The organism is Colwellia sp. C1TZA3 (assembly GCF_007954265.1).
Classification (GTDB): Bacteria; Pseudomonadota; Gammaproteobacteria; order Enterobacterales; family Alteromonadaceae; genus Cognaticolwellia.
This window is the reverse complement of record NZ_VOLS01000009.1, coordinates 1-23,905: the sequence shown is the minus strand read 5'-3', so window position 1 is coordinate 23,905 and position 23,905 is coordinate 1. Positions and strand designations below refer to the sequence as shown.

The window sequence follows — 23,905 nt, the reverse complement described above, 5'->3', positions numbered from 1 at the left end:
TGCCGACATGGATTTCGGTACTTAGTTTTTGTCGGGAACAAAAAAACTGACCGCTCGTCGACGTGCATGGATGCACTAATGCCTAGAAAGACAGCATGTCTGAGAAAGGCCTGAGCATCGCTGCTCTTTCACATCGACGTACAGGGATGTACTAATGCCGTGGAGCCATGGATGGCTAGGAACGGTCATGTGATCGCAGCATACCGCTCATCCTGAGCATAAAAAAACCGACTTGAAGCCGGTTTTTTTGAATATATTTTGCTAATGACATTACTTATACCAATTTGATTAATTAAGTGATCTACTTTTTCATGAGGAAAAATGGATAAATACAAGGCATAAAATTTAGTCAGTAGTTATTCTACTTATAAATTTTATAACGCTGTAGTTATTCATTTTAACCATTAAAAATGAGCAGGTAATTAATCAACTTAGTATTAGTGGTGATGACCGCCAGCGCCGTGGGCGTGACCATGCTCAATTTCTTCAGCTGTTGCTTCACGAACGTCAACAACGTTTAAATCAAAGGTTAATACTTGGCCCGCTAGTGGCGGATTAATATCAACGGTCACCATAAATTTGCCGGCTTTAACAACTGTCACTTGGCGTTGACCATCGTCCGTGTTAACCACCGCTGTCATACCCGCTTTCCATTTAGCACTGGGTGAAGGTAAACCTTGCATATGTTTTACTGGCACACGTTGAATGGCGTCTTCTTTACGCTCACCATAAGCATCTTCAGGCTGGAGGGTTGCCGAAAAATTATCACCAATTTCCTTACCTGTTAAAGCGTTTTCTACACCAACTAGCATATTTTTGTAACCGTGTAAGTAGGCTAGTGGTTCGTTAGCATATGAATTTTCTATTTCTACACCCGCTTCATTTTTAAGTATGTAGTGAAATTGAACAACGCTTTTATCAGTAATTTTCATTTTATTTCCAAACAGGTATTTAACATTAAGCTGCCATCATAAAATGGCAGAAAATTATGCGTGAGTCTTTGCCCAAGAGTTTAACAAAATAGTTATACCAATTGAATTAATGAATTGAGCACTGAGCGATAATTGTTGTAATTGGTATGTTATACCAATCCCATTAAGTTATTGCTCACTTGTACTAGTTAAAATAGCTCAAGGCTGTGTTGCTATCAATCCCAATAGCCAGCTATTGCTCAATCGAGCGCCTTACCTTGAGTTATTTTTCCTGCGCACAACAAGATCACAAACTTAATGTAATTGGTATTATCTACGCCAAAGTCTAGTTTTCACTGGGCTTTTAGATACTAAAAAGCAGTCCCTAAGGGACTGCTCAGTATTAATAGTAATCGGTAGTTAGCTCTCACTCAGGGGCATTTAACGACCTACTTTACCTTTGACAAGTGGCTCAAACGCAAGCACGCTAAATTGCCCCTGGCTTTCATCTTTACCATTATTGAGTGGTGGCGAACGGTGAAGTTCATTAACAGTAAAGTAAATTTTATTATCAGCGCCATAACTGAAGCCATCAGGCCACACAAGACGCTCATCTTTAAATAACACCTCGTAATCGCCACTGGGTTTAACCACACCGATAGCGCCATTTGTAATATCAGTTACATAAACATTGCCACCGCCATCGACAATAATGCCATCAGAAATGGGCTTAGTGCCATAGCGCTCTACTTTTTGTTCAAGCGCTTTACTGGATAGATCTTCATTTATAATTGCGCTGGTAGCAACACGGTATACTGAAGTACCCGACATAGAGCCAAAGTATAACCAATTTTCATTTGGCTCAAGGGTAATTGGGTTTACCCCTAAACGCGCAGCTTGTCCCCCCATTTTCATCGTGCGACTTTCAATAATTATGTCGATATTCTCGGCAGTAGTATAATGGCTGTCTTGCAGTATTCTTCGCGCTGCGCCTGTTTTAATATTTACAGTAATAATCGCGGCTTGGCTACCTTGTGCAGTATCTGCTATATAGATATATCCATTTTTGTTATCAACGGCTAAGTCGTTTAAAAACGAGGTATCTGTAATCGTTGGCTTTGCTAAATAAATGATTTTATGAAGCTGCTCGTTAATAGTATCCCAACCGACTAATCGTCCAGCATAATCCGGGCCTGACGTATCTAACATCCATAAAACACCGTCGGCTGATACATTAATGCCTAATACATCGTAAAAACCTTTACCGTTTTTATAAGCATACGCCCACCCTTCATTAGGGTAAGGCTTGGTAGTGCCATCACTTAAAAGCTCCATAATTTTTTGCTTTTGCCCGTAAAAACCATGTATCGACAAAAATTTTCTGCCTAATGGCGTAATAGCAATGTTGCCTGGAGGGTGTTGTGCATCGAATGTAGCTACTGTGGTTAGTTTGTTATTATTAGCCGATGTCGTCACTGCACTTAGTAATGCTATGCTGTAAGCTACGGCTAAAATTAATTTTATCATTATTTTTTTTCCTTTTTATGAAGATGTCGACCTTAGCAGTGTTCACCATATTTTTCGTCTTTTACTTTTTATTTAAAGAGCAAATTAACAATAAAATTTTCTGCGTTTTTACAAATTAATTTGAGTTTAACTAAAGGTTTAAATACTGGCAATACTGAAAATAAAACAGCTGCCCACTAGCTGGTCTAACCTGTTGATACTTCATCAATAACAAGGTAGTTTAATAACAACTCACTCGCCAAAGTCACTTTTATGCTCAAATTACATTACTTAAATGGTTATATTCAAAATATATATCTCGCTGAGTACCCAGATAAGCTGCTATTGCTTGATGGTTGCTGCCGAGCTGATGTCGATATTTTAGAAGATTTTATCGTTAACCAACTTAAACGTTCGATGTCGGATCTTGCCTTAATTGTCGTTACGCATATGCACCCAGATCACGCAGGAGCAGCAAATCTATTACGTAAAAAATACGGCTGTAAAATAGCGGCTGCAAATGTGCCAGGACAATGGTATTCAGGAATTGACGGTAAATTAATGCACTTAACTGATATGTTATTGACGTTGTGGGTTGCGGGTCGCCAGAAAAAAGCGAAAAAGTTTATTTATTACTCAAGCTCGCTGACACCAGATTATTATCTTATTGATCAGGCGGCTTTACCTGGTTTTGAAGACTGGCAAGTTCATTTTACCCAAGGTCATACTGACCGAGATATATCTTTGCATCATCAAGGTACTGAGCAAATTTATGTTGCCGATTTAATGGTTAAAGTCAGGGGTAAACTTATTCCACCCTATCCGGTTTTTTACCCTGATCGCTATCAAAAATCATTGATGAAAATTAAGGCTTTGGAGGTTGAATCTATACTTTTAGCGCATGGTGCGAAAGTTCAATTAACTGAACAGCAATGGCAACAGTTGCTAGCACTAGCGCCAACTCAACCTGTTACACATTGGCGTTCAGTAAAAACAAAACTCAAACGGGTGTTATACCAATCTCATTAATTACCTGCTCATTTTTAATGGTTAAAATGAATAACTACAGTGTTATAAAATTTATAAGGTGAATAACTACTGACTAAATTTTATGCCTTGTATTTATCCATTTTTCCTCATGAAAAAGGTGATCACTTAATTAATCAAATTGGTATTATTAGGTAACCAGAACTCTGGTTAAGTAGGTTTGACTTTCTAGCTTTGGTAAATCCAAGCTAAAAATGATTTTGACTCATTTACATTAGTAAATGAAATCAGTTTTGTACCGTTTTTATCAGTCACTGCGACATTATTTTTGTTAACAGAAATTGATCGAACGGGTGAGGCGATCGAATAGATCGTACCTTGGTATGTATAAGACATAATAAACTCTTTTAAAGTGCGTTTAAACGCATGAACAAAAGCTATATTATTGTATAGTGGAACTTTTTTATTTGAAAAAATAACTACTTTTTGCGATAAAAAACTCGAAGAATCAGACAATAATTTAAGCTTAATAAATTAAGTGATGACTAACTGTGAAAGGGAAAGACAAAACGCGATTTTATAAACAATCGGTTAAATAGACTAGATGTGAATAATTAACCTTTGGAATATATCTTTAACAATTGATAAAGTAAACCTTTATTTTAAACTTTATGTTATTAATTTTTATAGTGAATGATGTTAACCACACCACGTTAGCCCACACAGCAGAATATTAACTTAAAGGGATACTATAAAACATTCGCTGGCTGCGCTCAGAATAAAAATCGGTAAGCGCTCAACAGCACTAATCCCCTATAAATTAACATTATTCATTAAATCTGTTTAATGCCATCGCTAAGTTATGAGTGGCTTTCATGGCGCGAGTACTTAACTTAGTAACTGAAATAAAACCATGCATGCAGTCATCGTAATGTTCGTGATAGGTTTTTATACCAGCAGCCTTAAGTCGTTCTGCATAAGCAATACCGTCATCCCTGAGCGGATCATATCCTAAAGTTAATATATAACTTGCTGGTGACTCACTAATATCTTTTGTTTGCAGAGGGCTAACTAATGCCAAAGTCACTTCATCTGGGGCATTGACATAATGACTGATAAAGTAATCCATCAAATCACGGGTTAACATTAAATCCTTATTGAATTTTTGGTAAGAGCCGCTCAAACCTTGCATATCTACTATCGGGTATATTAAAAATTGAAATGACGGTTTTACTTTAGCCTGCGCTGGTAGCTGTGTTTGCAGTGCATTCAACCCAATTAAACCCGCAAGATATCCGCCTGCACTATCACCGCCAACACCTATGTATTTGGGGTTAATATTAAGTGTTTCAGTATGGTCATTAATATAATTCCACGCATCAATGGCATCACAAATAGGGGTGGGGAATTTATATTCTGGCGATAACCGGTAATCTACAGAAATAATAGTCATCTGGCCGTACTTGGCTAAATATCGGCAGAATCGATCATGGCTATTAATGCTACCAATAACGCAGCCACCACCATGAAAATATACCAGAGTTTTTTTAAGCTTTTTACTGGTGGGATAATAACAACGAATTTTTATGCTTGTGTTGCCGCGGTTATGGGTACTAACCGGGATATTTAAATCAACAACTCGATACATTGCAATTTTTTTAAGACCAAGTAACCGGTCTAGCATTAAAAATACAGCTCTAAATATTTTGGGTGCTAGCTTATGCAGGGCTGGCATAAATGCCAAAAGTTTAGCTGCCATTAATTGCTTGGCCTCTAACTGCTTGCTCTGTAGTTGCGGGTTTTTCGACGGCATGAATTGCTGGTTGGTGTTGTGCATTGTAAAGCGCCTTTTTATTATTGCTTAGCAGGATTAACCACAAGCTTTATTGGCTTAAAAACTTCACCATTAAGCCATTTATCTAACTAGGTAAACTTTACCTAGTTAGTGTAATAAACGCTCGTTAATAAAACCGGTATTTTAGTCATGAAACCGCCTGTAATCTATTCATTAAAACGATGCAGTATCGATGTGTTCCATCTGTGGCTCTTGCATTTCATCAACCCATCGCTGCCAGGTATATGGCCATAAAATGGGGTCGCCATCGGCATCTAAATACCAGCTTTGACAACCCCCCACCCAGCTTGTGCCTTTTAATCCTTCTTTTACATAAGCATTAAACTCGTCAATGGCCTCTTGCTTAGCTTCAAACTCATCAAATTCATCATCACGCCATTTATTGATCATTTTAATGACGTAATCTGTTTGAACTTCGCTCATGGCGATAACAGAAAAGTTACCAATAGGCGTATTTGGCCCTAGCATTAAAAAGAAGTTAGGGTAGCCGGCTAGCATCATTGACCGGTATGCTTTTATTTTATGCTGCCAAGCAGTGTCGATATGTAAATTGTTACGGCCGATTAGATTCATTGGCCGCATAAAGTTAAAGGCATTAAAGCCCGTCGAAAACACTAAAACGTCTACATCATGATGTTTACCGTCTTTAGTAATAATGCCTGTTTCAGTAATTCGCTCAATACCATCAGTCACTAATTCAGCATTAGGTTGTTGAATACCCTTATAAAAACTTGTATTGATAATTACGCGCTTGCAGCCTACTTGATAATTAGGTCGTAATTTATCTCGTAATACTTTGTCTTTTACACTTAATATTAAGTTAGCACGACATAAAAAATTCAGTAAATGTTTCTGTATAAAGTGCCCGGTGACGGCTTTGGTAAAAATATGCTCTAAAAAAAATTTCCCCGCATTACGGTGCATTTTTGTAATAACGGGAAAACGAGTCATAAGTTTTCGCATGGTGATTGAAAACTTAAAATCGGGCAGATGCATTAACCATTGTGGTGTACGCTGAAAAACAGAGACTTTAGCACCAGTTTTAATCAGTTCAGGGATAGCTTGCGCCGCAGTTGAGCCAGTACCAATGACACCAACACGAGTCGCGTTAGATATATTGACCTTGTGATCCCACTGAGCGGTATGAAACTTAGCGCCTTTGAAGTTTTCTATACCGGGAATATCTGGAAATTTAGGATGGTGCAATATACCGGTTGCACAGACAATAAAATCAGCGACATAAGTATTATTTTTACTGCTTTTAACCGTCCATTTACCTTTATTATAGTTTGCATCGGTAACTTCTTCGTTAAAGCGTATGTCACGTTTCACATCATACTTGTCAGCTACGTGCTCAAAATACTGCTTTATTTCTGGTCCGCGGGCAAAAAAACGGCTCCAATTTGGATTAGCTTCAAATGAATAGGTATACATATGAGCCGGCACATCGCAAGCGGCGCCGGGATAAGTATTTTCACGCCATGTGCCGCCCACAGCGTCTTTTTTCTCTAAAACAATAATGTCAGTAATACCGGCTTGACGCAGCTTGATGGTCATTAAAATGCCGGTCATGCCTGCTCCAACGATGACAACCGACGGATTTCGTTTTACTTGGGTCATGAGGCATCTCAATTATTGTTATAGTTATGGATATGGTTATTTCTGCTTGATACTACTACTTTAGCTTTAATAACCATACAGTTTTAAGCACCAATATAGCGATAACACTCTGCTAACTCACTAACACCAAGTCCGCTTTGTTTCTTCACTTCTATTTGCACATCAATGCGTTTTTTTAAGGCATCAACATGGCTTATAACACCGATCATTTTGCCACTGGCGTTTAATGAATCAAGTGCTGTTAGTGCTATTTCTAAGGTGTCGTTATCCAAGGTGCCAAAACCTTCATCAAGAAATAGCGAATCAATGCTGGTTTTTGCGCTGACCAAATCTGATAAAGCCAGAGCTAACGCTAAACTGACTAAAAAGCTTTCGCCCCCCGATAAGGTTTTAGTGTCACGGACACTATCTGCTTGCCAAGTATCAAGCACTTCTAGTGCTAAGTTGTCTGATTGTTGGCGTTGTAATTGGTAACGACCATGCAAGCGATTAAGCTGCTGGTTGGCTAAATAAACCAGATGAGAAAGCGTTAAGCCTTGGGCGAAACGTCTGAATTTTGCGCCATCAGCCGCGCCAATTAAACCGTTCAGGTGAGCAAGGTCATCAAGTTCATTTTGTTGCTTAAGCATTTCATCAAGTAATGTTTGTTGTTCATTACGCTGTTGTTGGTCTTGGCTGATTTGTTGGCTTAATTGTCCTTGGCGTATTTGTAATTGTTTCAAGGTGTTAGCACAAATAACTGCCTTATCATCAAACTCAGCAACATCTAAGTGATCGTCTATTGCTACGGTTGCAGTGAACATTAAATCTTTCGATAGTAGCTCATTATTGCAAGCCGCATTTTCACCCGCGTGAATATTGGCAACCAGTTGCTTGGTCTGCTCTTGCAAGTGTTTTTTATCTTCACCAAGTTGCGATAACTGTTGTTGCACTTGCTGCAATTGTGCCTTGGCTTGTTGAGTTTGTTGCTCAATAGTTAACTGTATTGCTTTTAAGGTATTACGCTGTTCTGGTGTTAACAATGCCGCTTTAAAGTCGTCTTCAGTGTCAAAATTACTACCGGCTAATTGGCTTTGCCAAGTTTGCGCCGCCGCTTGTTGTTGCGGCATTAAACGGCTGATCGCGTCGACATTGCCGTTGAGCTTACCAGCAATGTTTTGTTGGAAATTTTTCTGCTCATTAACACTATTTTGCAACTTAACAAGCACTTGTTCTTGCGCTTGTTGCTGTTGCTTTAATTGTTGACGGACTTGTTGCACATCTTGCGCGGCAAATAATCTTTTGCGCTGCGCTTTAGTGTCATTATGCTGTTTTTCTAGCGAGGTTAAATCCGCTTTTATGCTTAATTCAGACCCGCTGAGTTGTTCAATTTTACTTTGTATTACCGCAAGTTGTTGTTGCACTTGTTGCAGTTGTTCATTGTCAGTCGCCACAGCACACAGGGCCGTTTGATAAGCATGACTTTGTTGCTCAAGTTCATTTATCCAGCTTTGTTGCAATTGCACAAGCTCAACAAACTCGTTAGCCGTAATAGCACTTTGAGCTGTGTCAGTATCCGCTGGATTAAAAACAGCAAAGCATTCTGGCATGACCACCTGACACTTTTGCATAAACAGGGTTAATTTTTGCCACTCTTGCGCTATTTGTGCAAGCTTATCGATAAGGTTTTGCTTGTTTTGCACGACTTGTTGTTGCAGCTGATTTAACTGTACGGTTTTGCTTTGGCTCTGGTTAACTAAGTTCACCAACTGCTTTTCTTGTCTTGAAACTAATTCCCCTTGTTGTTGCTGATCCTGTTTTAATTGCTGTAATTGATTATTAGCATTATTTAACTGCTCAAAATGTTGTCGACGTGCTTGCATGTCTGCTGTTATTTGCTCAAATGCGGATAATTCAACATCAATTTTTAATAACTCTTTTTGCGCTAACCACTGCTGGGTTAAATGCTGCTGCTCTTGTTGTTTTATTACTTGGTTTTCAATAACTAAGTTAAGTTTTTCTTTTAGTCTGTCTTGCTCTGAAGATAAATTTTTACCTTGCAGTTCAAGTTGCTCCAACTCAATATTTAGTTGTTTTAAACGCTGCTGATATTCGCTTTCAATTGCATTATTTTCACTCAGGGCCTGATAATCAGCAATGGCCGGATGTTGCTCTGAGCCACATAATGGGCAAGCTTCATCGGCTTGTAAGTTTGCTCTATGCGCACTTAGCGACATAATAGTTTTTTGTTGATCCACAATTAACTGCACGTCAATCAAGGCAGTTTTTTGCCGCTTATACTGTGCACGCAAAGGCGTTAACTGCTCAGCTAAGCTCTCTAATTGTTGATTGTCTGCTTTAAGTGTTTTATCAATATCATCTAATTCAACGCTTAGCGTCTGGTAGCGTTGGGCATTATGTAATGCTTGCGCTTGCTCATTAATGGTCGATTGCATGCCATACAAATGCTGACTGAGTGCTTGCTCATTTTGACACTGGTATTGCTGTAACAGCTGGGTTACTTGGTGTTCTTTCGCACTAAACCTTGCTTGTTGTTGTTTACATTCAGCTTCAAGTTCAACTAATTGTTCTTGCTCTTTAGTGAGTTCATTAGCTAATAAATTAGCTTGTTTTTGCAAGCTTGCGTCTTGCGTGATCAGCTCAAAGCTCAGCTGCTTTTCATTCACCATCTGGGCAATAATATTACGCCATAACGGCAGATGTTCAGGCAATGTCGCCAAATGCCCTTGTTGCTGAATAGTGACTTGTGCCTTGGTAATTTTGTCTAGCTGTAATTGCTTTTGTGCGGCTAATTGTGCGCTTTGCTCTGTCGCTTGCATTAGCGCTTCGCTAGCGGCATTTGCTCGTGCGGTTTGTTGGTTTTTCTGCTCGGACAACTGAGAAATTTTGCTATCAAGTGGCAACACTTGTTCAACAATTAACTGCTCAGTTTCATCTTGCTGAGCAACAAATTTTTTATGAGATAACAAAAACTCTGTCAGTGATTGCTCAGCATTATCAACTTTAGTTTTACTGTCTTTAACATCAATCTCAAGTAATTTAGCTTGTTCATCAAGCTCAACAAGTTGTTGATTAACATAATTTAGCTGTTGATACTCAGCCCGTAAATTTTCAGCAGGCTCTGACAAAGCTAACGCCTGCAACTCTGTGACATGATCATGTTGCTTTTGTTGTGCTGATGCTTGTTGTTGCTCGGCAAGGTGCTTTTGTTTATTGGCATTTTGTACATTCATCAACCAGCTACGAATCTGCTGCCAATGGGCTATTTGTGCTTCAAAGGGTTGCTGCTGTGCCGTCACCTTGTTTAGCTCAGTACTAATTTGCTGTTGTTGCTCAGCGCTTAATAATTGCATGCCGGTGCTTTTAGCTTGCAATAACTTTAACTCGTTACTGGCCTCTTTATGTTGTTCAAATACCGCTTTAGAAATATCGCCATAAATTTCACTGCCGGTTAACTCTTCTAATAAATCGGCACGTTCATTCGCGGGTGCATTTAAAAAGGCGGCAAACTCCCCTTGCGATAGCATCATAGATTTTCTGAATCGAGAAAAATCCAAACCCGTTAAGCGCGCTATTTCCGTGCGAATATCGGAGACTTTCGTGGCGATAACTTCGGCTTCACCAACGCTTATATCACGGTCACTACTCACCACGCCTGTAGCCACTATTTTGGCTAATTCAGCGGTCGGTTTTTGTAAATTACCTTCAACACTATTTTTGGCTCGGCGTTGACTCCAAAATGCTCGATAGGCTTGCCCTTTAACTTCAAATTCAACTTCAGCTAAACAACTCGCGGTATGACGGGTCATTAACTGGTTTTGTTTATCTGAAATGGTTAGCCTTGGGGTTTGATGATATAACGCCAAACACATGGCATCGAGTATGGTGGTTTTACCTGCGCCGGTGGGGCCAATAATGGCAAAAAGCGCACTAGTGTCAAAGGGTGACTGAGTAAAATCAATTTTCCAGTGACCTTTTAATGAATTTATATTTTCAAAGCGTAGCGACAATATTTTCATTATTTTTGCTCCACTTTGATAGTTGAGCGGCTATCAGCTTCGCTGTGCTCTGAAGGGGATGGTTTTGTTGAGCTGGCAAGTTGCGTTTGTTCGGCAATATTATGGTACAAACTATTCAAGCGGGTTTTACGTTCTTGCTGCTCGTCACTTTCCCACAGCTCCAGCGCCATGCGCGCGTCAAACACTTCCTGCACACTTAATTCACTTAAGGTGACTTTCTTCTCATGACTGGGCATTTGTTGGCGCGATTTTTTGCTACGCCTGACTAATAACACTTCCACCGGCAATTCTTTTACTATTTGTTCAATTCGTGCGCTTAAGTCTTGTAAGTACTCTGCGCTTTCAATTTCGATATCGAGCCATATTTTTTCTTGGGCTGCCGTTTTATTATCCGCGACTTTTGACTCTGTACTTGTTGATGCTTCATTTTTCAACTCGATACTTTTCGACTCAACAACAGCAGCAATGTCTGCAGATAGTGTTTCTAAATGTGTTTTTACCATTGCCAAAGCTTGAAAGCATGGCACGTTAGATAGTTCTATCTTGCTAAGCTCGCCATTTTTAAATTCTGCAATAACAATACTTTTTTGGGTGTTAGCTTCATCAAAACTTAATGCAATAGGTGAGCCGCTATAACGAATATTCTCGCTCTTGGTCACTTTTTGTGGCCGATGGATATGGCCTAAAGCTATGTAGTCGGCCGCTGGAAATTCACTGGCGGGAAATGCTTCTAAGGTGCCAATATAAATATCACGCACAGACTCACTAGTTGATGCACCTATGGTCGTTAAATGCCCGGTGGCAATAATGGGCAATCGTGTATCTTCATTTTGATCCGCGTGCGATAAGGTCTGTGCTTGTGAAAATAAAGTTTGGTAATGGCCGGTAATAGCTTGCTGCAGTGAACGTTGTTTTTCACTGGCTGATTGCCCAGCGTAACTTTTAACAATATCGCGCGGCCGAATAAATGGAATAGCGCAGATCACCGCTTGTTGTTCTGTTTTAAGACTATTGAGCACAAATACTTGCTCGGCCATATTATCGCTGACCGCAGAAATAACCCGTGTTGATAGTTGCTGCAGTATTTTTTGCGACTCTGTAAGCATGGCAACTGAGTCATGATTGCCAGCTAATACCACTAATTGGCAATGTGTTTGATGCAACTTCGCGATAAAATCAAAATACATTTCGCGGGCGTAACTCGGTGGCGTACCGGTATCAAAAATATCACCTGCGACAATAATGGCGTCAATCTGCTGGCTTAGAGACTGCTCAATTAACCAAGTTAAGAATTGCTGATGTTCACGTGCTCGACTTTTGCCATAAAAATGTTGGCCTAAGTGCCAGTCGGAAGTGTGAATAATTCGCATAATATAGTGCACGCCAAAGTCATAAAAACCAAAGTAATTATTCTACCCACTCTCTACCCAGCTTGCTACTAACCAGTAGAAAAACCTTTAAAAAATACCATCATAAAATAATTCACAGGGAGAAAAGCAGGAGGACTACAGGAGGTAAAGCACGGCAAAGCTAAGCTTCAAATTTTTTTTAACTTACTGACAGCTGACAGCTAAAAACTTGTCTTTAAACGTCCCTAAATCTCTCCTCATTCCTTTCTCATGCTTTCCTTCCTGTAAAAAAAATAAAATAACAGCATAATTCACAGGGAGAAAAGCAGGAGGACTGCAGGAGGTAAAACACAGCAAAACCGAGCTTTAAACTTCTTTTAACTTACTGCCAGCTGACAGCTAAAAACTTGTCTTTAAACGTCCCTAAATCTCTCCTCATTCCTTTTTCATGCTTTCCTCACTGTAAAAAAAATAAAATAACAACATAATCCACAAGGAGAAAAGCAGGAGGACTGCAGGAGGTAAAACACAGCAAAACCGAGCTTTAAACTTCTTTTAACTTACTGTCAGCTGACAGCTAAAAACTTGTCTTTGAACGTCCCTAAATCTCTCCTCATTCCTTTCTCATGCTTTCCTCACTGTAAAAAAAATAAAATAACAACATAATCCACAAGGAGAAAAGCAGGAGGACTACAGGAGGTAAAGCACGGTAAAACCAAGCTTCAAACTTCTTTTAACTTACTGACAGCTGACAGCTAAAAACTTGTCTTTAAACGTCCCTAAATCTCTCCTCATTCCTTTTTCATGCTTTCCTCCCTGTAAAAAAGTAATAAAATCAAATGAAAACTTTCTCAATGTGGCGAATTAAATTACTCAACTATACTTATACCCGCTCCACTTCAAGGTGCAGGTTTCAGCAAGTTGAGAAAGGGTTAGGTACCAGGCATGGATTGAAGAGAATAGTTATTCTATTGTCGAAATCCATAACGCCGGAGATGGCCCTTTATCGGCTTGCCCATAGGGAGCTAAGCTAGAAAACCAGTCCAGCGTTGCATACATGGATGTATGTACTTAGGTTTTGTCTGGAACAAAAAACCTGTGCACTACTTGATAAGGTTCCTACATGGATGTAGGACATTAGGGTAACGCAGGAGCAGTTACCGAGAATAACCATTATCTTCGTATCGCGCCTTGATCTGATTTCCTAGCTTAACTCTGAAACTGCATCTTGAAGTGGAACGGGTATATACCACCGTCAAGGTTGTCCTTGTTCGATATTAATACAATAAATAACAAAGGAAAATATCATGGAAAATCAGATTGTTTGGGTTGATATTCCCGTTATAGATTTGTCCCGCGCTATTGAGTTTTATAGCGCAATACTAAAAGGTAAGGTGAAAAAGGAAGAATTTGAGCATTTCACCGTTGGCATATTGCCCCATGCCCAAACCAATGTTTCAGGCTGCCTAGTACCCTCAGCGCCTGAACAAATATTCACTTCTGGCCCACTGATTTATTTTAATGTTAATGGCCGACTTGACGATGCGATTAAGCAATCAGAAATCCATGGTGGCCGACTAGTTGAAGAAAAAATATCAATTGGCGGACATGGCTTTCGCGCCATTATTCATGACTCAGAAGGTAATCGTATTGCGCTACATAGCAATACGCCGTAAGTTTTTGCAAGCACAAACCTTGCTCAGATCAATAGGTCAAACTTGAGTCCGTCAACCGTTAAGCGAGCGATTAATGCAATGGGCCAACACGTACCTGCAGCTGGTATTATTTTATTAATCAGTCTTTATGCAAAAAAATGTTAAATATGAGTAATACCAGTTCCATTAAGTTTGTGATCTTGTTGTGCGCAGGAAAAATAACTCAAGGTAAGGCGCTCGATTGAGCAATAGCTGGCTATTGGGATTGAGAGCAACACAGCCTTGAGCTATTTTAACTAGTACAAGTGAGCAATAAGGTATAACCCCGTTAATTTCATCTGGGACGACAGCAATTAACTACAGCAGAGTTATTTCTAAAGAACAACCTTATATGTTCAAGCCTTATAGGGTTAATTGTTATTACTCTGGATAACCAGTTATTTTTTTAATATTTTGATAAATCGGTTTTAATTGCCGATACATTTTTTGATAGACCTGCTGATATAATTTGTTATAAAGCGTTACATTCGCCTGATTAGGAAAAAAGCTCTGCTCGATGCGTGTCATGGCTTCAGTGGCTTGTTGATAATTGTCAAAGTAGCCTTGCCCGACAGCGGCATTAATTGCCGCGCCCAAACCTGAGGTTTCAAAGGTATGTGGTCGGTGTGCAGGTAAATTAAAAATGTCAGCGGTAAGTTGTAAAGCCGCATCAGATTGCGAGCCACCGCCTGAAACAATTAAACGTGTTATTTTGCGTTTCTGACGTTTTTCTAAACTTTCTTTACCTTCTCTGAGTGCATACGCTAAGCCTTCTAAAATTGAGCGATAAATATGGGCGCGGGTATGGACATCACCAAAACCAATAATCGCGCCTTTAGCCTCAAGGTTTTTTAGCCCTGGCGACCAATAAGGTTGCAACATTAGTCCCATAGAACCCGGCGGCACTTGCGCGACTAATTGATCAAATAAACTCTCAGCACTAACCCCTAAAGTTTGCGCTTTATCTATTTCATTTTGACCAAATTCTTGCTTAAACCAATTCACCATCCAAAAGCCACGATAGATCATCACTTCACTATTAAAGTTATCGGGAATGGCTGAAGGATAAGGTGGGATAAAAGCTTGCGGTTCAACATAGTTAGGGTTATTGGTATTAATAGTTGCCGTTGTGCCATAACTTAAACTGGCGGTATTTGGGTTAATACAACCTGAGCCAAGCACCTCACAGGCTTTATCAGACGCTGAAGCAATTAAGCTTGTGCCTAACTTTATGCCGGTATGAGCCGCAGCTTCAGCGGTAATCTCACCAAGCACTTCACCCGGTTTAACTAAATTCGGTAACATTGACTGTTTCACCGGTAAAGCATGCCATTTCCAGTCCCACGCTTTCGCCCAATTTTGTTTTTTATAATCAAAGGGCAAATAACCGACAATACTGCCCACCGAGTCTTTAAATTGATCGGTTAATTTGTGGGTTAAAAAACCTGACAATAATAAGAATTTATCGGTATTTTGCCAAACCTCAGGTTCATGTTGTTCAAGCCAATTTGCTTGCGATTTACGACGAAAATAGTCAACGACTTTACCCTGACCTATCAAGGTAAAAGCTATACGCCAATACCAAGGCATGGCCTTGTTTTTTTTGCATAAGCGTTGATCCAGCCACAAAATAGCCGGACGTAAGGCTTGGCCATTCTTGTCCAAATTAATCACAGTGCCACGTTGCGTGGTTACCGTGACAGCAGTCACTTTTTCACGATAGCCATTGTCAATAACCTCGCTTTGTTGCCAAAGTTGCTGACAACACTGGCCTAGCATTTGCCAAAAGTAATCAGCATTTTGCTCGGCCCAGCCAGGTTTTTTAGAAAAATACGCTTGCAGTTCAATACGGCTTTTAGCCACTAAATTGCCCTGTAGATCAAATAATAAAGCACGCACACTTTGCGTGCCGTTATCTATGCTTAAAATCAAATCACTTGTCTGGTCTCTCATACTCTTTGTCGCGCTACTTTGTGTCATATCTTCACTTATATCCGTGCAATTTTACGATTCGGCAAACTATACGAATTTTGCCATAATGCTAAATATCGACTAATTTCTTGCTGCCATTTTAATTCGCTCCACGATAAATAAGGCGAACACTGCGCTTTAACCTGCGGTAATAGTTCACGTGCACCTTGTGGTAGCACATTACCCAGTCGGGTTCGTCGCAAGAGTAAATCATCAAGGTGATGTACTTGTTCAAATCGCGCCGACCAAATTAACTCTGACCACAAGTGCCTGCTATAACGTATCGATTTACAGTCATTTTTTTCACTGGCATGGACAAACGCAGTACTAAACTCACCATAGCAGGCCAGTATTTGCTGCCCAATATCGTCATTAAAGGGCAATTCAAGTTCGCTGACGGCTTGAGATAATATAGATTGCTGACACACAGCGCCTAATACCAATCCCATTAAGTTATTGCTCACTTGTACTAGTTAAAATAGCTCAAGGCTGTGTTGCTCTCACTCCCAATAGCCAGCTATTGCTCAATCGAGCGCCTTACCTTGAGTTATTTTTCCTGCGCACAACAAGATCACAAACTTAATGGAACTGGTATAACGTAGGCCGCCATGCACCATTTTAGAAGAACGGCTCGAACTACCCCAAGCAAAATCTTTTTGCTCTAGCAGCAACACCTTTAGCCCCATTTGACAGGCTAATTTTAAAATACCTGCGCCGGTAATGCCGCCGCCAATAATCACCATATCCCAACAAGCCGTATGGTTAATATCGCTAATACGTTGCTCACGTGTCATCCGGACATTTTTTGCCAATGTTAAGTCGTCAGCTTTAAGCTTAACGTTATCGGCGCTAGCCTTATTTTTATAATAGAAAATACCGATGAAAAATAAACTTAAAGTACTGCGCGCTGAACGAGACTGGACACAAGCACAACTTGCAGAGGCATTAGAGGTTTCTCGCCAAACTATCAATGCCATCGAAAAAGGCAAGTTTGATCCCAGTTTGCCACTCGCTTTTAAAGCAGCAAGGCTATTTAAATTGAGCATTGAAGACATTTTTCAAGATCAAGGGTAATTAATCAAATTGGTATAAATCATTATCTCGATATAACTAATAAAAAACCTAATCACTTGATTAGGTTTTTATCGTAAGAGCTCAAATCAGCGCTGATATTTATTGCACAGCACATCAGAATATCAATACCTCTACTAAACATAACTATCTCACTTTGCAAAGATAATCACTCAACGTTGATTATTTCAATACTTTGGTTATTTATAAGTGAAATAATTAACTCGGTCCTGAACTTGCTGGCTAGCTTGCTTCATTTCAACACTTTGCTCATTTGATTGATTAACTAACTTAGCGTTGTCTTCGACTAATGATTGAATTTCATGCATGTTTTTACTTAAATCTAAAACTACCACACTCTGCTCTTCTGCTGCGGTAGCTATTTGATGTGATTGGTCATTAACTAAATCAACTTTTATTTGAATTTGCTCAACTAAACCATTACTTTCACTCACTTTTTCTTGTAGCGACTTAGCCGTATCTGAACTATCAACCATTTGTTTAACTGCCTGGTCTCCCGCTTGAGTCAAGTTGCCTAATAAACTTTCAATTTCATTTACTGACACTTGAGAACGTTGTGCTAATCCTCGCACTTCGTCAGCTACAACAGCGAAACCTCGGCCTTGTTCGCCTGCTCGTGCAGCTTCAATAGCGGCATTTAAGGCTAACAAATTGGTTTGATCAGAAATACCTCTGATCACTTCAAGAATTTTCTCAATATGAGTTGTCTCTGATTTTAATTGCTGCACAACATTAGCAGACACATTAAGCGAGGCAATTAGCGAACTAATTTCTTGAACTGATTCATTAGAAGAAAGTAAACCTTGCACCGTTAGTGTTTGTATTTCTGAAGCAAAAACAGCTGACTCCGTGGTGCTTTTGGCAATGCTGTCGCTAGTTAATGACATTTCTTCAATAGCAGTTGCCACTAAATTAGTATTATCTGTAATGGAATCAGAACTCGTTAACATTGCCTGATTTAATTGCAATATATTGTTACTATTGTTGTTAACTAACTTACCCGACTCACTAATCGCTATAATGGTTTCTTGTAGACTACTAATAGTATTATTTAGCGCTTCAGCAAGCGCTAAAACTTCGTCATGACTATTGACTGTCGCTTGTTGTTGCAAAGAGCCTTTAGCTAACTGCTCAGCAGTATCTCGAACATTTCTGATGCCAGTACTTATTCTATTAGCAATTAGAAAACTTAAAATGAGTGAAACAATTATTGCAAATATAATTCCGCTATAAAAAATAATACCATTAGATGCAATATTTTTAATAATTGAATTTCTAGTCTTATCGGCTGATAAATCAACTTGTTGCTTAAATTCAGTTAAGAAAGCAATTAAATCGTTATATGAGCCCATAAATGCTTTAAATACAAGCGGTGGCGCCTTGTTATCTGAAGAGTCTTTCATTGCTGAAACAAACAAAGTCGCTTTATTTTGAAAGTCTATACTAAGTTTTTTCAACTGTTCTAGCTCATTATTACTGCCCGAAATGTTACTTGCCATCTTATTAAGTAATTTGGGCGTTAGCACCTTGTTATTTTGAATGGTTTTTAAATAACCCGCGGTTTGATTATTGAGTGCCAGCAGATAGCTGATTTGTAATCCACGTACATTGAGCATAGTGTCAATTTGTATTTCTTTAACACGTTCAAACTGTGATGATTTTATATAGTTTTGTTGGTAAAAACTTTCAAAATTATCAGCGATTAAATTGCTATTTGAGCGAATAATTAAAATAACAATAGTAAACAAAACAATAATTACAACAGCCATAAGCTGTAACTTACGTAAGATATTAAATGACATAACTTCTTATTCCCCTTCATACTTAAGAAGTTAATATAACTCAATATAAAGTAATTAAAAGATATTTATATGCTCAATTTAGCTTTATATTTTAACTAAAAAAAATTTTAATTAAAAGTCAGTAAAAAGCATGAGCAAAGCCAGATGAAAGGGTAAAAGATTGGATCAATTGAAGTAGTAAAACCGTAGACCAAAAAAAATCATCTGAGCTCAGCAAAACTATCAATACCGCACATTGAAAGTTTTACTTAACCATTCACTTCTCTTAGGTTGTTCGCCGGTTCAATAATAAACTCTCAGTGTTATGACTGATAATACAAAGCTGAGACTAGCTCGTTAATTGATGATTGTATGCATATTAACATGAGCTTATTAACAGAAACTTATGAGATAAAAAAGCTTCCGTATCATAAAAAATAAACCTTTGGCTAAATAAACCCTCATTAGCCTACAGTTTACCCAAACCGTCAGTTAATATTTTTTTTGCTTGTCGGCCTTGTTCTGTGTCCAAGTAGCTTTGCGCTGTAGCAATAAAGTTACTGATCATTTCAGGCTTTAACCCTAAAGCTTCAAATTGCTTTTTAACATTATTAATTGATTTTAACGAATCACTGTATTGCGATGCTTGTTCAAGTAATCCACCTAAGCCTTCGCTAGCACCGGAGTTAAGTTTATTAATATCAGGCATTTGGCTGATCAGCCCTTCAACACCAGGTACTGAGTTAGCCAATTGGCTAAATTGCTCAGTTGAGACATTATTTTTGACATAATTTAAAATAGCCCCCATACCGCCAGAGGCTTGGCTTGTATTAACAGCTAATGAGCTAGTTAGCATATCAACTAAACCATCAGTACCTTGCTCAGCGGGAGTATTTACCTCCACACTTTGCTCAGGTGTATTACCTAATCCAACAAGATTTTTTAAGCTTTCAAACCAGCTTGTTTCTTGCGCGATAGCCGAACTACTTAAGGTTGAAATAGTTAAAAGTACAATGAGTTTTTTCATGTCAGATATCCATTTTATGTAGCAGTTAATCATGAGTTAAAAATAATTATACAACATAAAACAGCACTGTATGTACCGCTTTATTATTACCACGCTATAACAACTAAAATAATAGCTAAAACTGGCCAGATGTGGATACATTCAACCGCTACTTGAAGAGAACAAGTTAAGCGTTTCAAAGCACTTACAGTCACAGTCAAAGCAAAGGTCAAAGTCTAATATTAAGAAAGGCTAATTGGTTATACCAATTTGATTAATTAAGTGAGCTATTTTTCATGTGGAAAAATAGCTAAATTTTATAACGCCATAGTTGTTAATTTTAACCATTAAAAATGAACAGGTAATTAATCAACTTGCTATTACATATATCTTATGATGAAACCTGTCACTACTGGGTTTAAAGAGGTTTATATCATGTTCATTATTTTTCTAATAAATCACAATAGCTAACAGTAACTTTGCGTAGATAGATGTAATACCAGTTCCATTAAGTTTGTGATCTTGTTGTGCGCAGGAAAAATAACTCAAGGTAAGGCGCTCGATTGAGCAATAGCTGGCTATTGGGAGTGAGAGCAACACAGCCTTGAGCTATTTTAACTAGTACAAGTGAGCAATAACTTAATGGGATTGGTATAAGTACTTAGCTTATATAGGAAGCTATGCTGCGCCTAAATCACTTAATTGCCACTGAAACGCACACCTTAAGATGGTTTGGGTATATAATAGCCGCAAGTACGGTAAAAATAAGTCGAAATATGAGTCAAGAAAACGAACAATTACATAATCCTTTGCATGGATTAAAATTAGACACGCTACTAAACGAATTAGTAAGCCACTATGGCTTTGATATTTTGGCTGAGTATACGCGAATTAATTGCTTTAAAAGTAATCCAAGCATAGCTTCAAGCTTAAAGTTTTTGCGTAAAACTGAGTGGGCAAGAGAAAAGCTTGAACGTTTTTATCTCTATGATTATAAAAACTTACCAGAAGCCGGTGAAGATGAGTTCGAAACACCACCGCGCCAACGAGTTATTGCGTTACATATTAAAACTAAAAAACCCAAAGTATTGGTTCGGGGTGAAGCGATTATACCGCTAAGCAAAGATAGTTTTAAAGAGACTCATCGCTCTAAACCTGAACATAAAAAAGCCTATAAGCCTGAGCATAAGCGCGAAAGCAGCCGCCCTAGTGTTAATGATAAATTAAGTCATAACCCTAGCGAAAGTAGTTCAAGTAGTAGTTCAAATAAAGGCTCAAATGAGAACAAGCCATTTGACCCTTATTCTGATGCGCCTAGATAACCATCATATTTTTATGAGCTTAAAAAAGCCCTAAATAACCTCTGCTATTTAGGGCTTTTTTGTATTTATTAACTTAAAATCTCAGGCTTAAAGCTTAAATCGTGCTACTGAATCAGTTAGCGAACCCGCCAATTTATTTACATCATCGCTGCGATTCGATAAATCTTGTGATTCTGCCGCATTATGGGTTGCTGCTTCGGCCGCTGCATTCATCGTGACTTCAATATCTTGACTAAAACCCAGTTGTTCATTCGACGCAACACTAATGCTTTTACTCATTTCATCAATGGTTTGCAGTGCCGTGTCTATTTGTTTGATGCCATGGCTTAACTCTTGGCTTTTAGAAGCACATTCAGTCGCCTGACTTTGCCCTTGAAAAATCGCTACTTCTGCTGTTTTTGTTTCTTTTTGTAGTGAATTAATCATCTTTTGAATTTCAGCTGTTGATGCCTGTGTACGAGACGCTAGTGATCTTACCTCATCTGCTACAACGGCAAAACCTCGACCGTGTTCACCTGCTCTTGCTGCCTCAATTGCCGCATTTAATGCCAGTAAATTAGTTTGATCAGCAATACTACCAATGGTATCTAAAATGCCACCAATGCTATCGCTGTGCTTACTTAAACGTGCCATTACTGCAACTGAGTCACTTAAACTGGTTGACAATAGATCAATGCGGTTACTGTTATCGTCGGCAATAGTGTGTACTTCAAAACTGTGCTTTGAAGCTTCTGAAACGTTGTTAGCCGTCAAGTTTGCTTGGTCTGTAACACTTGATGAACTGAGAAACATTTTTTCAGCAATTTGTTTGGCCTCATTCACTCGGGTAATTTGTGCTGATGTAGATTGGGCAATACGGTGGCTTTGCTCACTAGTCACTTTTGCTGATTTATCTAGTGAATAGGCATTCTGACTAATATTTTTCAGCAATGAAGTTAAATCATCACTCAGTTTATTGATATTATTAAATAAATCACCAAATTCATCTTGGTTCTTAATGGTCAATCTTTGCGTTAAATCGCCCTGCGCAATCAGTGCTAATGATTTATTGGCCGTCGCTAAAGGACCTAACATCGCCCGAGTAGTGGCCACGGCAATAAAAGCGGCTAAAATAACAAAGATCAGTGCCATATATATTGCTAGGTTTACTCCGGTGGCGACTTTTGCTTTTGTTGTTAGCTGCAATTCATCAAAGCGAGCTTCCGCAAGTGATAACAGCAAGGTTAATTGCTGATAGGTCGCATTAAAGCTCTCTACCGAAAGGTTGTAGGTGTTATTTGCATTAATATAATCGTCAAGGGCTTGTTGTTTATCTTGATATAATTTGCCTGGTTCAACCAATAGATTATTTAAAATAGCAAACTCAATAGCAAACTCTTCAACTAAGGACTTGTCATCAATACCATCGAATAACTGCAGTAGAAAGTCGTAGTTATTAGTCACGTTGGCAATTAAAAAGCTTACATCCTCTTTGTGTTGAGCTAAAACATCAAGCTCAGAAACTTGCTTTAAACCTGACATAGTGTCTTTTAGCGTAAACAGCATATCGTCTATTCGTGCGCCAGTACCAATAATCTCTGCGAGTAACTGACCATTATCAGGGAGTTCAAGTAATTCAAGATCAAGCATTTTGTTACTGGCTTGATTGCGACTTTCAATAAATAATTGAAAATTAATCATAAAATTTTCATTAGCTGAGGCGACATTTTTTTTCGCCAAATAAAATTTTTCACTTTGGCTGACGTAGTCTTGATAATGATTTTCGGCCTGCTTTAAGGCTTGTAACATTTTAGGTTGGTCCGTTACTTTACTGCGTAAAACCGTAACAGCAGATTGAAATTGTTGATTTAAATTCGCGTATGCTTGCTCACTTTTAAGCAAGTTAGCGCTGTCTTGTTGGGTGAAGCCTAAAGCGCCTACTTTTATCATATTAAGTAATTTGATTTGTAAGGCACTACTTTGCTTTTGTACCGGAACAGCTAATAACTCAACATTACTGTTGGCCTTGCTGATTTGTGTTAATGAATTATAAAAAAAAAGGCTTCCTGCAACTAATAAAATTCCTATTGTGCTAAACCCCATTATTATTTTTTGTTTTATTGTTAATGGTAGGTTGTACATATATACCTCTAGCGTTAGTGATTTTTTATACTCAGGTAATTAACCGGTAACCACTTAAATTAATACTCGATTATAAATCGCTAAAACCAAATGTAAATAGTGGTCAAACCAGTAAAGACTAAAAAAACTATGATTTATTATGCCGCTAAAACTTATTTTTTAGCAATTTTTATCTTAATAATTAAAGACTAAGTTAAAGCATACACTAATCTAGCGCTTTAAAAAGCTGAACTGTATTATCTGACATTAAATCTAATTCAGCCGACATACTTTTAGTTAAGTGATTGCTATGCCAAAAGCCTTATACCAATTACATTAAGTTATTGCTCACTTGTACTAGTTAAAATAGCTCAAGGCTGTGTTGCTCTCACTCCCAATAGCCAGCTATTGCTCAATCGAGCGCCTTACCTTGAATTATTTTTCCTGCGCACAACAAGATCACAAACTTAATGGAACTGGTATTATACCAATTACATTAAATTTGTGATCTAATGGTAGTTATGAAATATATTACTAAAAAACAATTATCTGAGAAATTGGAGCTTATTAATTTAAAGGCACTTATTGCTCAAGAAACCAATGGCAGAATGAGAATTCGCCTATTAGCTTTATTGCACATTAAGGATGGAGCTGACAGAACTCAAGCTGCCAAACATGTAAAAGTAAGCAGG

General features: G+C 38.5%; 17 protein-coding genes. 4 read left to right on the top strand and 13 right to left on the bottom strand.

Translation table 11 applies throughout. The annotated features are described in order from the left end of the window. Positions 1 to 437 precede the first annotated feature (437 nt). Both ESZ39_RS04260 and ESZ39_RS04255 read right to left on the bottom strand, forming a co-directional pair. A complete protein-coding gene (locus ESZ39_RS04260; protein ID WP_146878556.1) occupies positions 438 to 932 on the bottom strand; it encodes a peptidylprolyl isomerase in 495 nt (164 codons plus the stop codon). Between the two features lie 420 nt (positions 933 to 1,352). Further along, the gene (locus tag ESZ39_RS04255; protein WP_146878555.1) at positions 1,353 to 2,438 is read right to left on the bottom strand and encodes an L-dopachrome tautomerase-related protein; all 1,086 of its coding nucleotides are present in this window, start codon (positions 2,436 to 2,438) and stop codon (positions 1,353 to 1,355) included. A gap of 252 nt (positions 2,439 to 2,690) precedes the next feature. On the opposite strand from ESZ39_RS04255, the gene ESZ39_RS04250 reads away from it, so the two are divergent. Continuing rightward, entirely contained in the window at positions 2,691 to 3,446 is a 756-nt protein-coding gene (locus tag ESZ39_RS04250) for an MBL fold metallo-hydrolase (RefSeq protein ID WP_146878554.1), read from the top strand. Positions 3,447 to 3,632: 186 nt separating this feature from the next. Here the strand turns inward: ESZ39_RS04250 and ESZ39_RS04245 are convergent, their stop codons facing one another. From ESZ39_RS04245 to sbcD, 5 genes are all read right to left on the bottom strand, one after another. Further along, a complete protein-coding gene (locus tag ESZ39_RS04245) occupies positions 3,633 to 3,920 on the bottom strand; it encodes a hypothetical protein (RefSeq protein ID WP_146878553.1) in 288 nt (95 codons plus the stop codon). 310 nt (positions 3,921 to 4,230) lie between these two features. Beyond that, positions 4,231 to 5,241, bottom strand: coding sequence for an alpha/beta hydrolase (locus ESZ39_RS04240; RefSeq protein WP_146878552.1), 1,011 nt, complete (start codon positions 5,239 to 5,241; stop codon positions 4,231 to 4,233). Between the two features lie 171 nt (positions 5,242 to 5,412). Continuing rightward, on the bottom strand, positions 5,413 to 6,879 hold the full coding sequence (locus tag ESZ39_RS04235; RefSeq protein WP_146878551.1) for a flavin-containing monooxygenase: 1,467 nt from the start codon (positions 6,877 to 6,879) through the stop codon (positions 5,413 to 5,415). An 83-nt stretch (positions 6,880 to 6,962) separates the two neighbouring features. Then, positions 6,963 to 10,898: an AAA family ATPase gene (locus tag ESZ39_RS04230; protein ID WP_146878550.1), complete on the bottom strand. Its 3,936-nt coding sequence runs from the start codon at positions 10,896 to 10,898 to the stop codon at positions 6,963 to 6,965. Further along, positions 10,898 to 12,268: an exonuclease subunit SbcD gene (sbcD, locus tag ESZ39_RS04225; RefSeq protein ID WP_146878549.1), complete on the bottom strand. Its 1,371-nt coding sequence runs from the start codon at positions 12,266 to 12,268 to the stop codon at positions 10,898 to 10,900. The genes ESZ39_RS04230 and sbcD overlap by 1 nt, the downstream gene beginning before the upstream one ends. Before the next feature lie 1,286 nt (positions 12,269 to 13,554). Between sbcD and ESZ39_RS04220 the strand changes: the two genes are divergently transcribed. After that, positions 13,555 to 13,923, top strand: a complete 369-nt coding sequence (locus tag ESZ39_RS04220) for a VOC family protein (RefSeq protein ID WP_146878548.1) — start codon at positions 13,555 to 13,557, stop codon at positions 13,921 to 13,923. Positions 13,924 to 14,322: 399 nt separating this feature from the next. Here ESZ39_RS04220 and ESZ39_RS04215 read toward each other — a convergent pair whose 3' ends face one another. From ESZ39_RS04215 to ESZ39_RS04205, 3 genes are all read right to left on the bottom strand, one after another. Beyond that, positions 14,323 to 15,921 (bottom strand): FGGY-family carbohydrate kinase, encoded by a 1,599-nt coding sequence (locus tag ESZ39_RS04215; RefSeq protein WP_223270230.1) that lies wholly within the window; start codon positions 15,919 to 15,921, stop codon positions 14,323 to 14,325. A gap of 8 nt (positions 15,922 to 15,929) precedes the next feature. Further along, a complete protein-coding gene (locus ESZ39_RS04210) occupies positions 15,930 to 16,361 on the bottom strand; it encodes a glycerol-3-phosphate dehydrogenase C-terminal domain-containing protein (RefSeq protein ID WP_146878547.1) in 432 nt (143 codons plus the stop codon). Between the two features lie 75 nt (positions 16,362 to 16,436). Next, on the bottom strand, positions 16,437 to 16,724 hold the full coding sequence (locus ESZ39_RS04205) for an FAD-dependent oxidoreductase (RefSeq protein WP_317615702.1): 288 nt from the start codon (positions 16,722 to 16,724) through the stop codon (positions 16,437 to 16,439). 67 nt (positions 16,725 to 16,791) lie between these two features. Between ESZ39_RS04205 and ESZ39_RS04200 the strand changes: the two genes are divergently transcribed. Further along, positions 16,792 to 16,986: a helix-turn-helix transcriptional regulator gene (locus ESZ39_RS04200; RefSeq protein ID WP_146878546.1), complete on the top strand. Its 195-nt coding sequence runs from the start codon at positions 16,792 to 16,794 to the stop codon at positions 16,984 to 16,986. A 197-nt stretch (positions 16,987 to 17,183) separates the two neighbouring features. Here ESZ39_RS04200 and ESZ39_RS04195 read toward each other — a convergent pair whose 3' ends face one another. Continuing rightward, positions 17,184 to 18,806 carry a methyl-accepting chemotaxis protein gene (locus ESZ39_RS04195; RefSeq protein WP_146878545.1) on the bottom strand — a complete coding sequence of 541 codons (1,623 nt, stop codon included), beginning with the start codon at positions 18,804 to 18,806 and terminating at the stop codon, positions 17,184 to 17,186. Positions 18,807 to 19,254: 448 nt separating this feature from the next. Beyond that, complete coding sequence (locus tag ESZ39_RS04190) at positions 19,255 to 19,812, bottom strand: DUF2780 domain-containing protein (RefSeq protein WP_146878544.1); 558 nt, start codon at positions 19,810 to 19,812, stop codon at positions 19,255 to 19,257. 659 nt (positions 19,813 to 20,471) lie between these two features. Here ESZ39_RS04190 and ESZ39_RS04185 point away from each other — a divergent pair. Next, positions 20,472 to 21,113 carry a VF530 family protein gene (locus ESZ39_RS04185; protein WP_223270229.1) on the top strand — a complete coding sequence of 214 codons (642 nt, stop codon included), beginning with the start codon at positions 20,472 to 20,474 and terminating at the stop codon, positions 21,111 to 21,113. Between the two features lie 87 nt (positions 21,114 to 21,200). Here the strand turns inward: ESZ39_RS04185 and ESZ39_RS04180 are convergent, their stop codons facing one another. Further along, entirely contained in the window at positions 21,201 to 23,195 is a 1,995-nt protein-coding gene (locus ESZ39_RS04180; protein ID WP_146878543.1) for a methyl-accepting chemotaxis protein, read from the bottom strand. Positions 23,196 to 23,905: the final 710 nt, after the last annotated feature.

What these genes read in the sequence shown, in the direction of transcription:
- ESZ39_RS04240 (WP_146878552.1), bottom strand. Translation starts at nt 5,241, where the DNA reads ATGCACAACACCAACCAGCAATTCATGCCGTCGAAAAACCCGCAACTA.
- ESZ39_RS04220 (WP_146878548.1), top strand. Translation starts at nt 13,555, where the DNA reads ATGGAAAATCAGATTGTTTGGGTTGATATTCCCGTTATAGATTTGTCC.
- ESZ39_RS04210 (WP_146878547.1), bottom strand. Translation starts at nt 16,361, where the DNA reads ATGGGATTGGTATTAGGCGCTGTGTGTCAGCAATCTATATTATCTCAA.
- ESZ39_RS04200 (WP_146878546.1), top strand. Translation starts at nt 16,792, where the DNA reads ATGAAAAATAAACTTAAAGTACTGCGCGCTGAACGAGACTGGACACAA.
- ESZ39_RS04255 (WP_146878555.1), bottom strand. Translation starts at nt 2,438, where the DNA reads ATGATAAAATTAATTTTAGCCGTAGCTTACAGCATAGCATTACTAAGT.
- ESZ39_RS04190 (WP_146878544.1), bottom strand. Translation starts at nt 19,812, where the DNA reads ATGAAAAAACTCATTGTACTTTTAACTATTTCAACCTTAAGTAGTTCG.
- ESZ39_RS04185 (WP_223270229.1), top strand. Translation starts at nt 20,472, where the DNA reads ATGCTGCGCCTAAATCACTTAATTGCCACTGAAACGCACACCTTAAGA.
- sbcD (WP_146878549.1), bottom strand. Translation starts at nt 12,268, where the DNA reads ATGCGAATTATTCACACTTCCGACTGGCACTTAGGCCAACATTTTTAT.
- ESZ39_RS04230 (WP_146878550.1), bottom strand. Translation starts at nt 10,898, where the DNA reads ATGAAAATATTGTCGCTACGCTTTGAAAATATAAATTCATTAAAAGGT.
- ESZ39_RS04215 (WP_223270230.1), bottom strand. Translation starts at nt 15,921, where the DNA reads ATGACACAAAGTAGCGCGACAAAGAGTATGAGAGACCAGACAAGTGAT.
- ESZ39_RS04250 (WP_146878554.1), top strand. Translation starts at nt 2,691, where the DNA reads ATGCTCAAATTACATTACTTAAATGGTTATATTCAAAATATATATCTC.
- ESZ39_RS04235 (WP_146878551.1), bottom strand. Translation starts at nt 6,879, where the DNA reads ATGACCCAAGTAAAACGAAATCCGTCGGTTGTCATCGTTGGAGCAGGC.
- ESZ39_RS04180 (WP_146878543.1), bottom strand. Translation starts at nt 23,195, where the DNA reads ATGGGGTTTAGCACAATAGGAATTTTATTAGTTGCAGGAAGCCTTTTT.
- ESZ39_RS04260 (WP_146878556.1), bottom strand. Translation starts at nt 932, where the DNA reads ATGAAAATTACTGATAAAAGCGTTGTTCAATTTCACTACATACTTAAA.
- ESZ39_RS04195 (WP_146878545.1), bottom strand. Translation starts at nt 18,806, where the DNA reads ATGTCATTTAATATCTTACGTAAGTTACAGCTTATGGCTGTTGTAATT.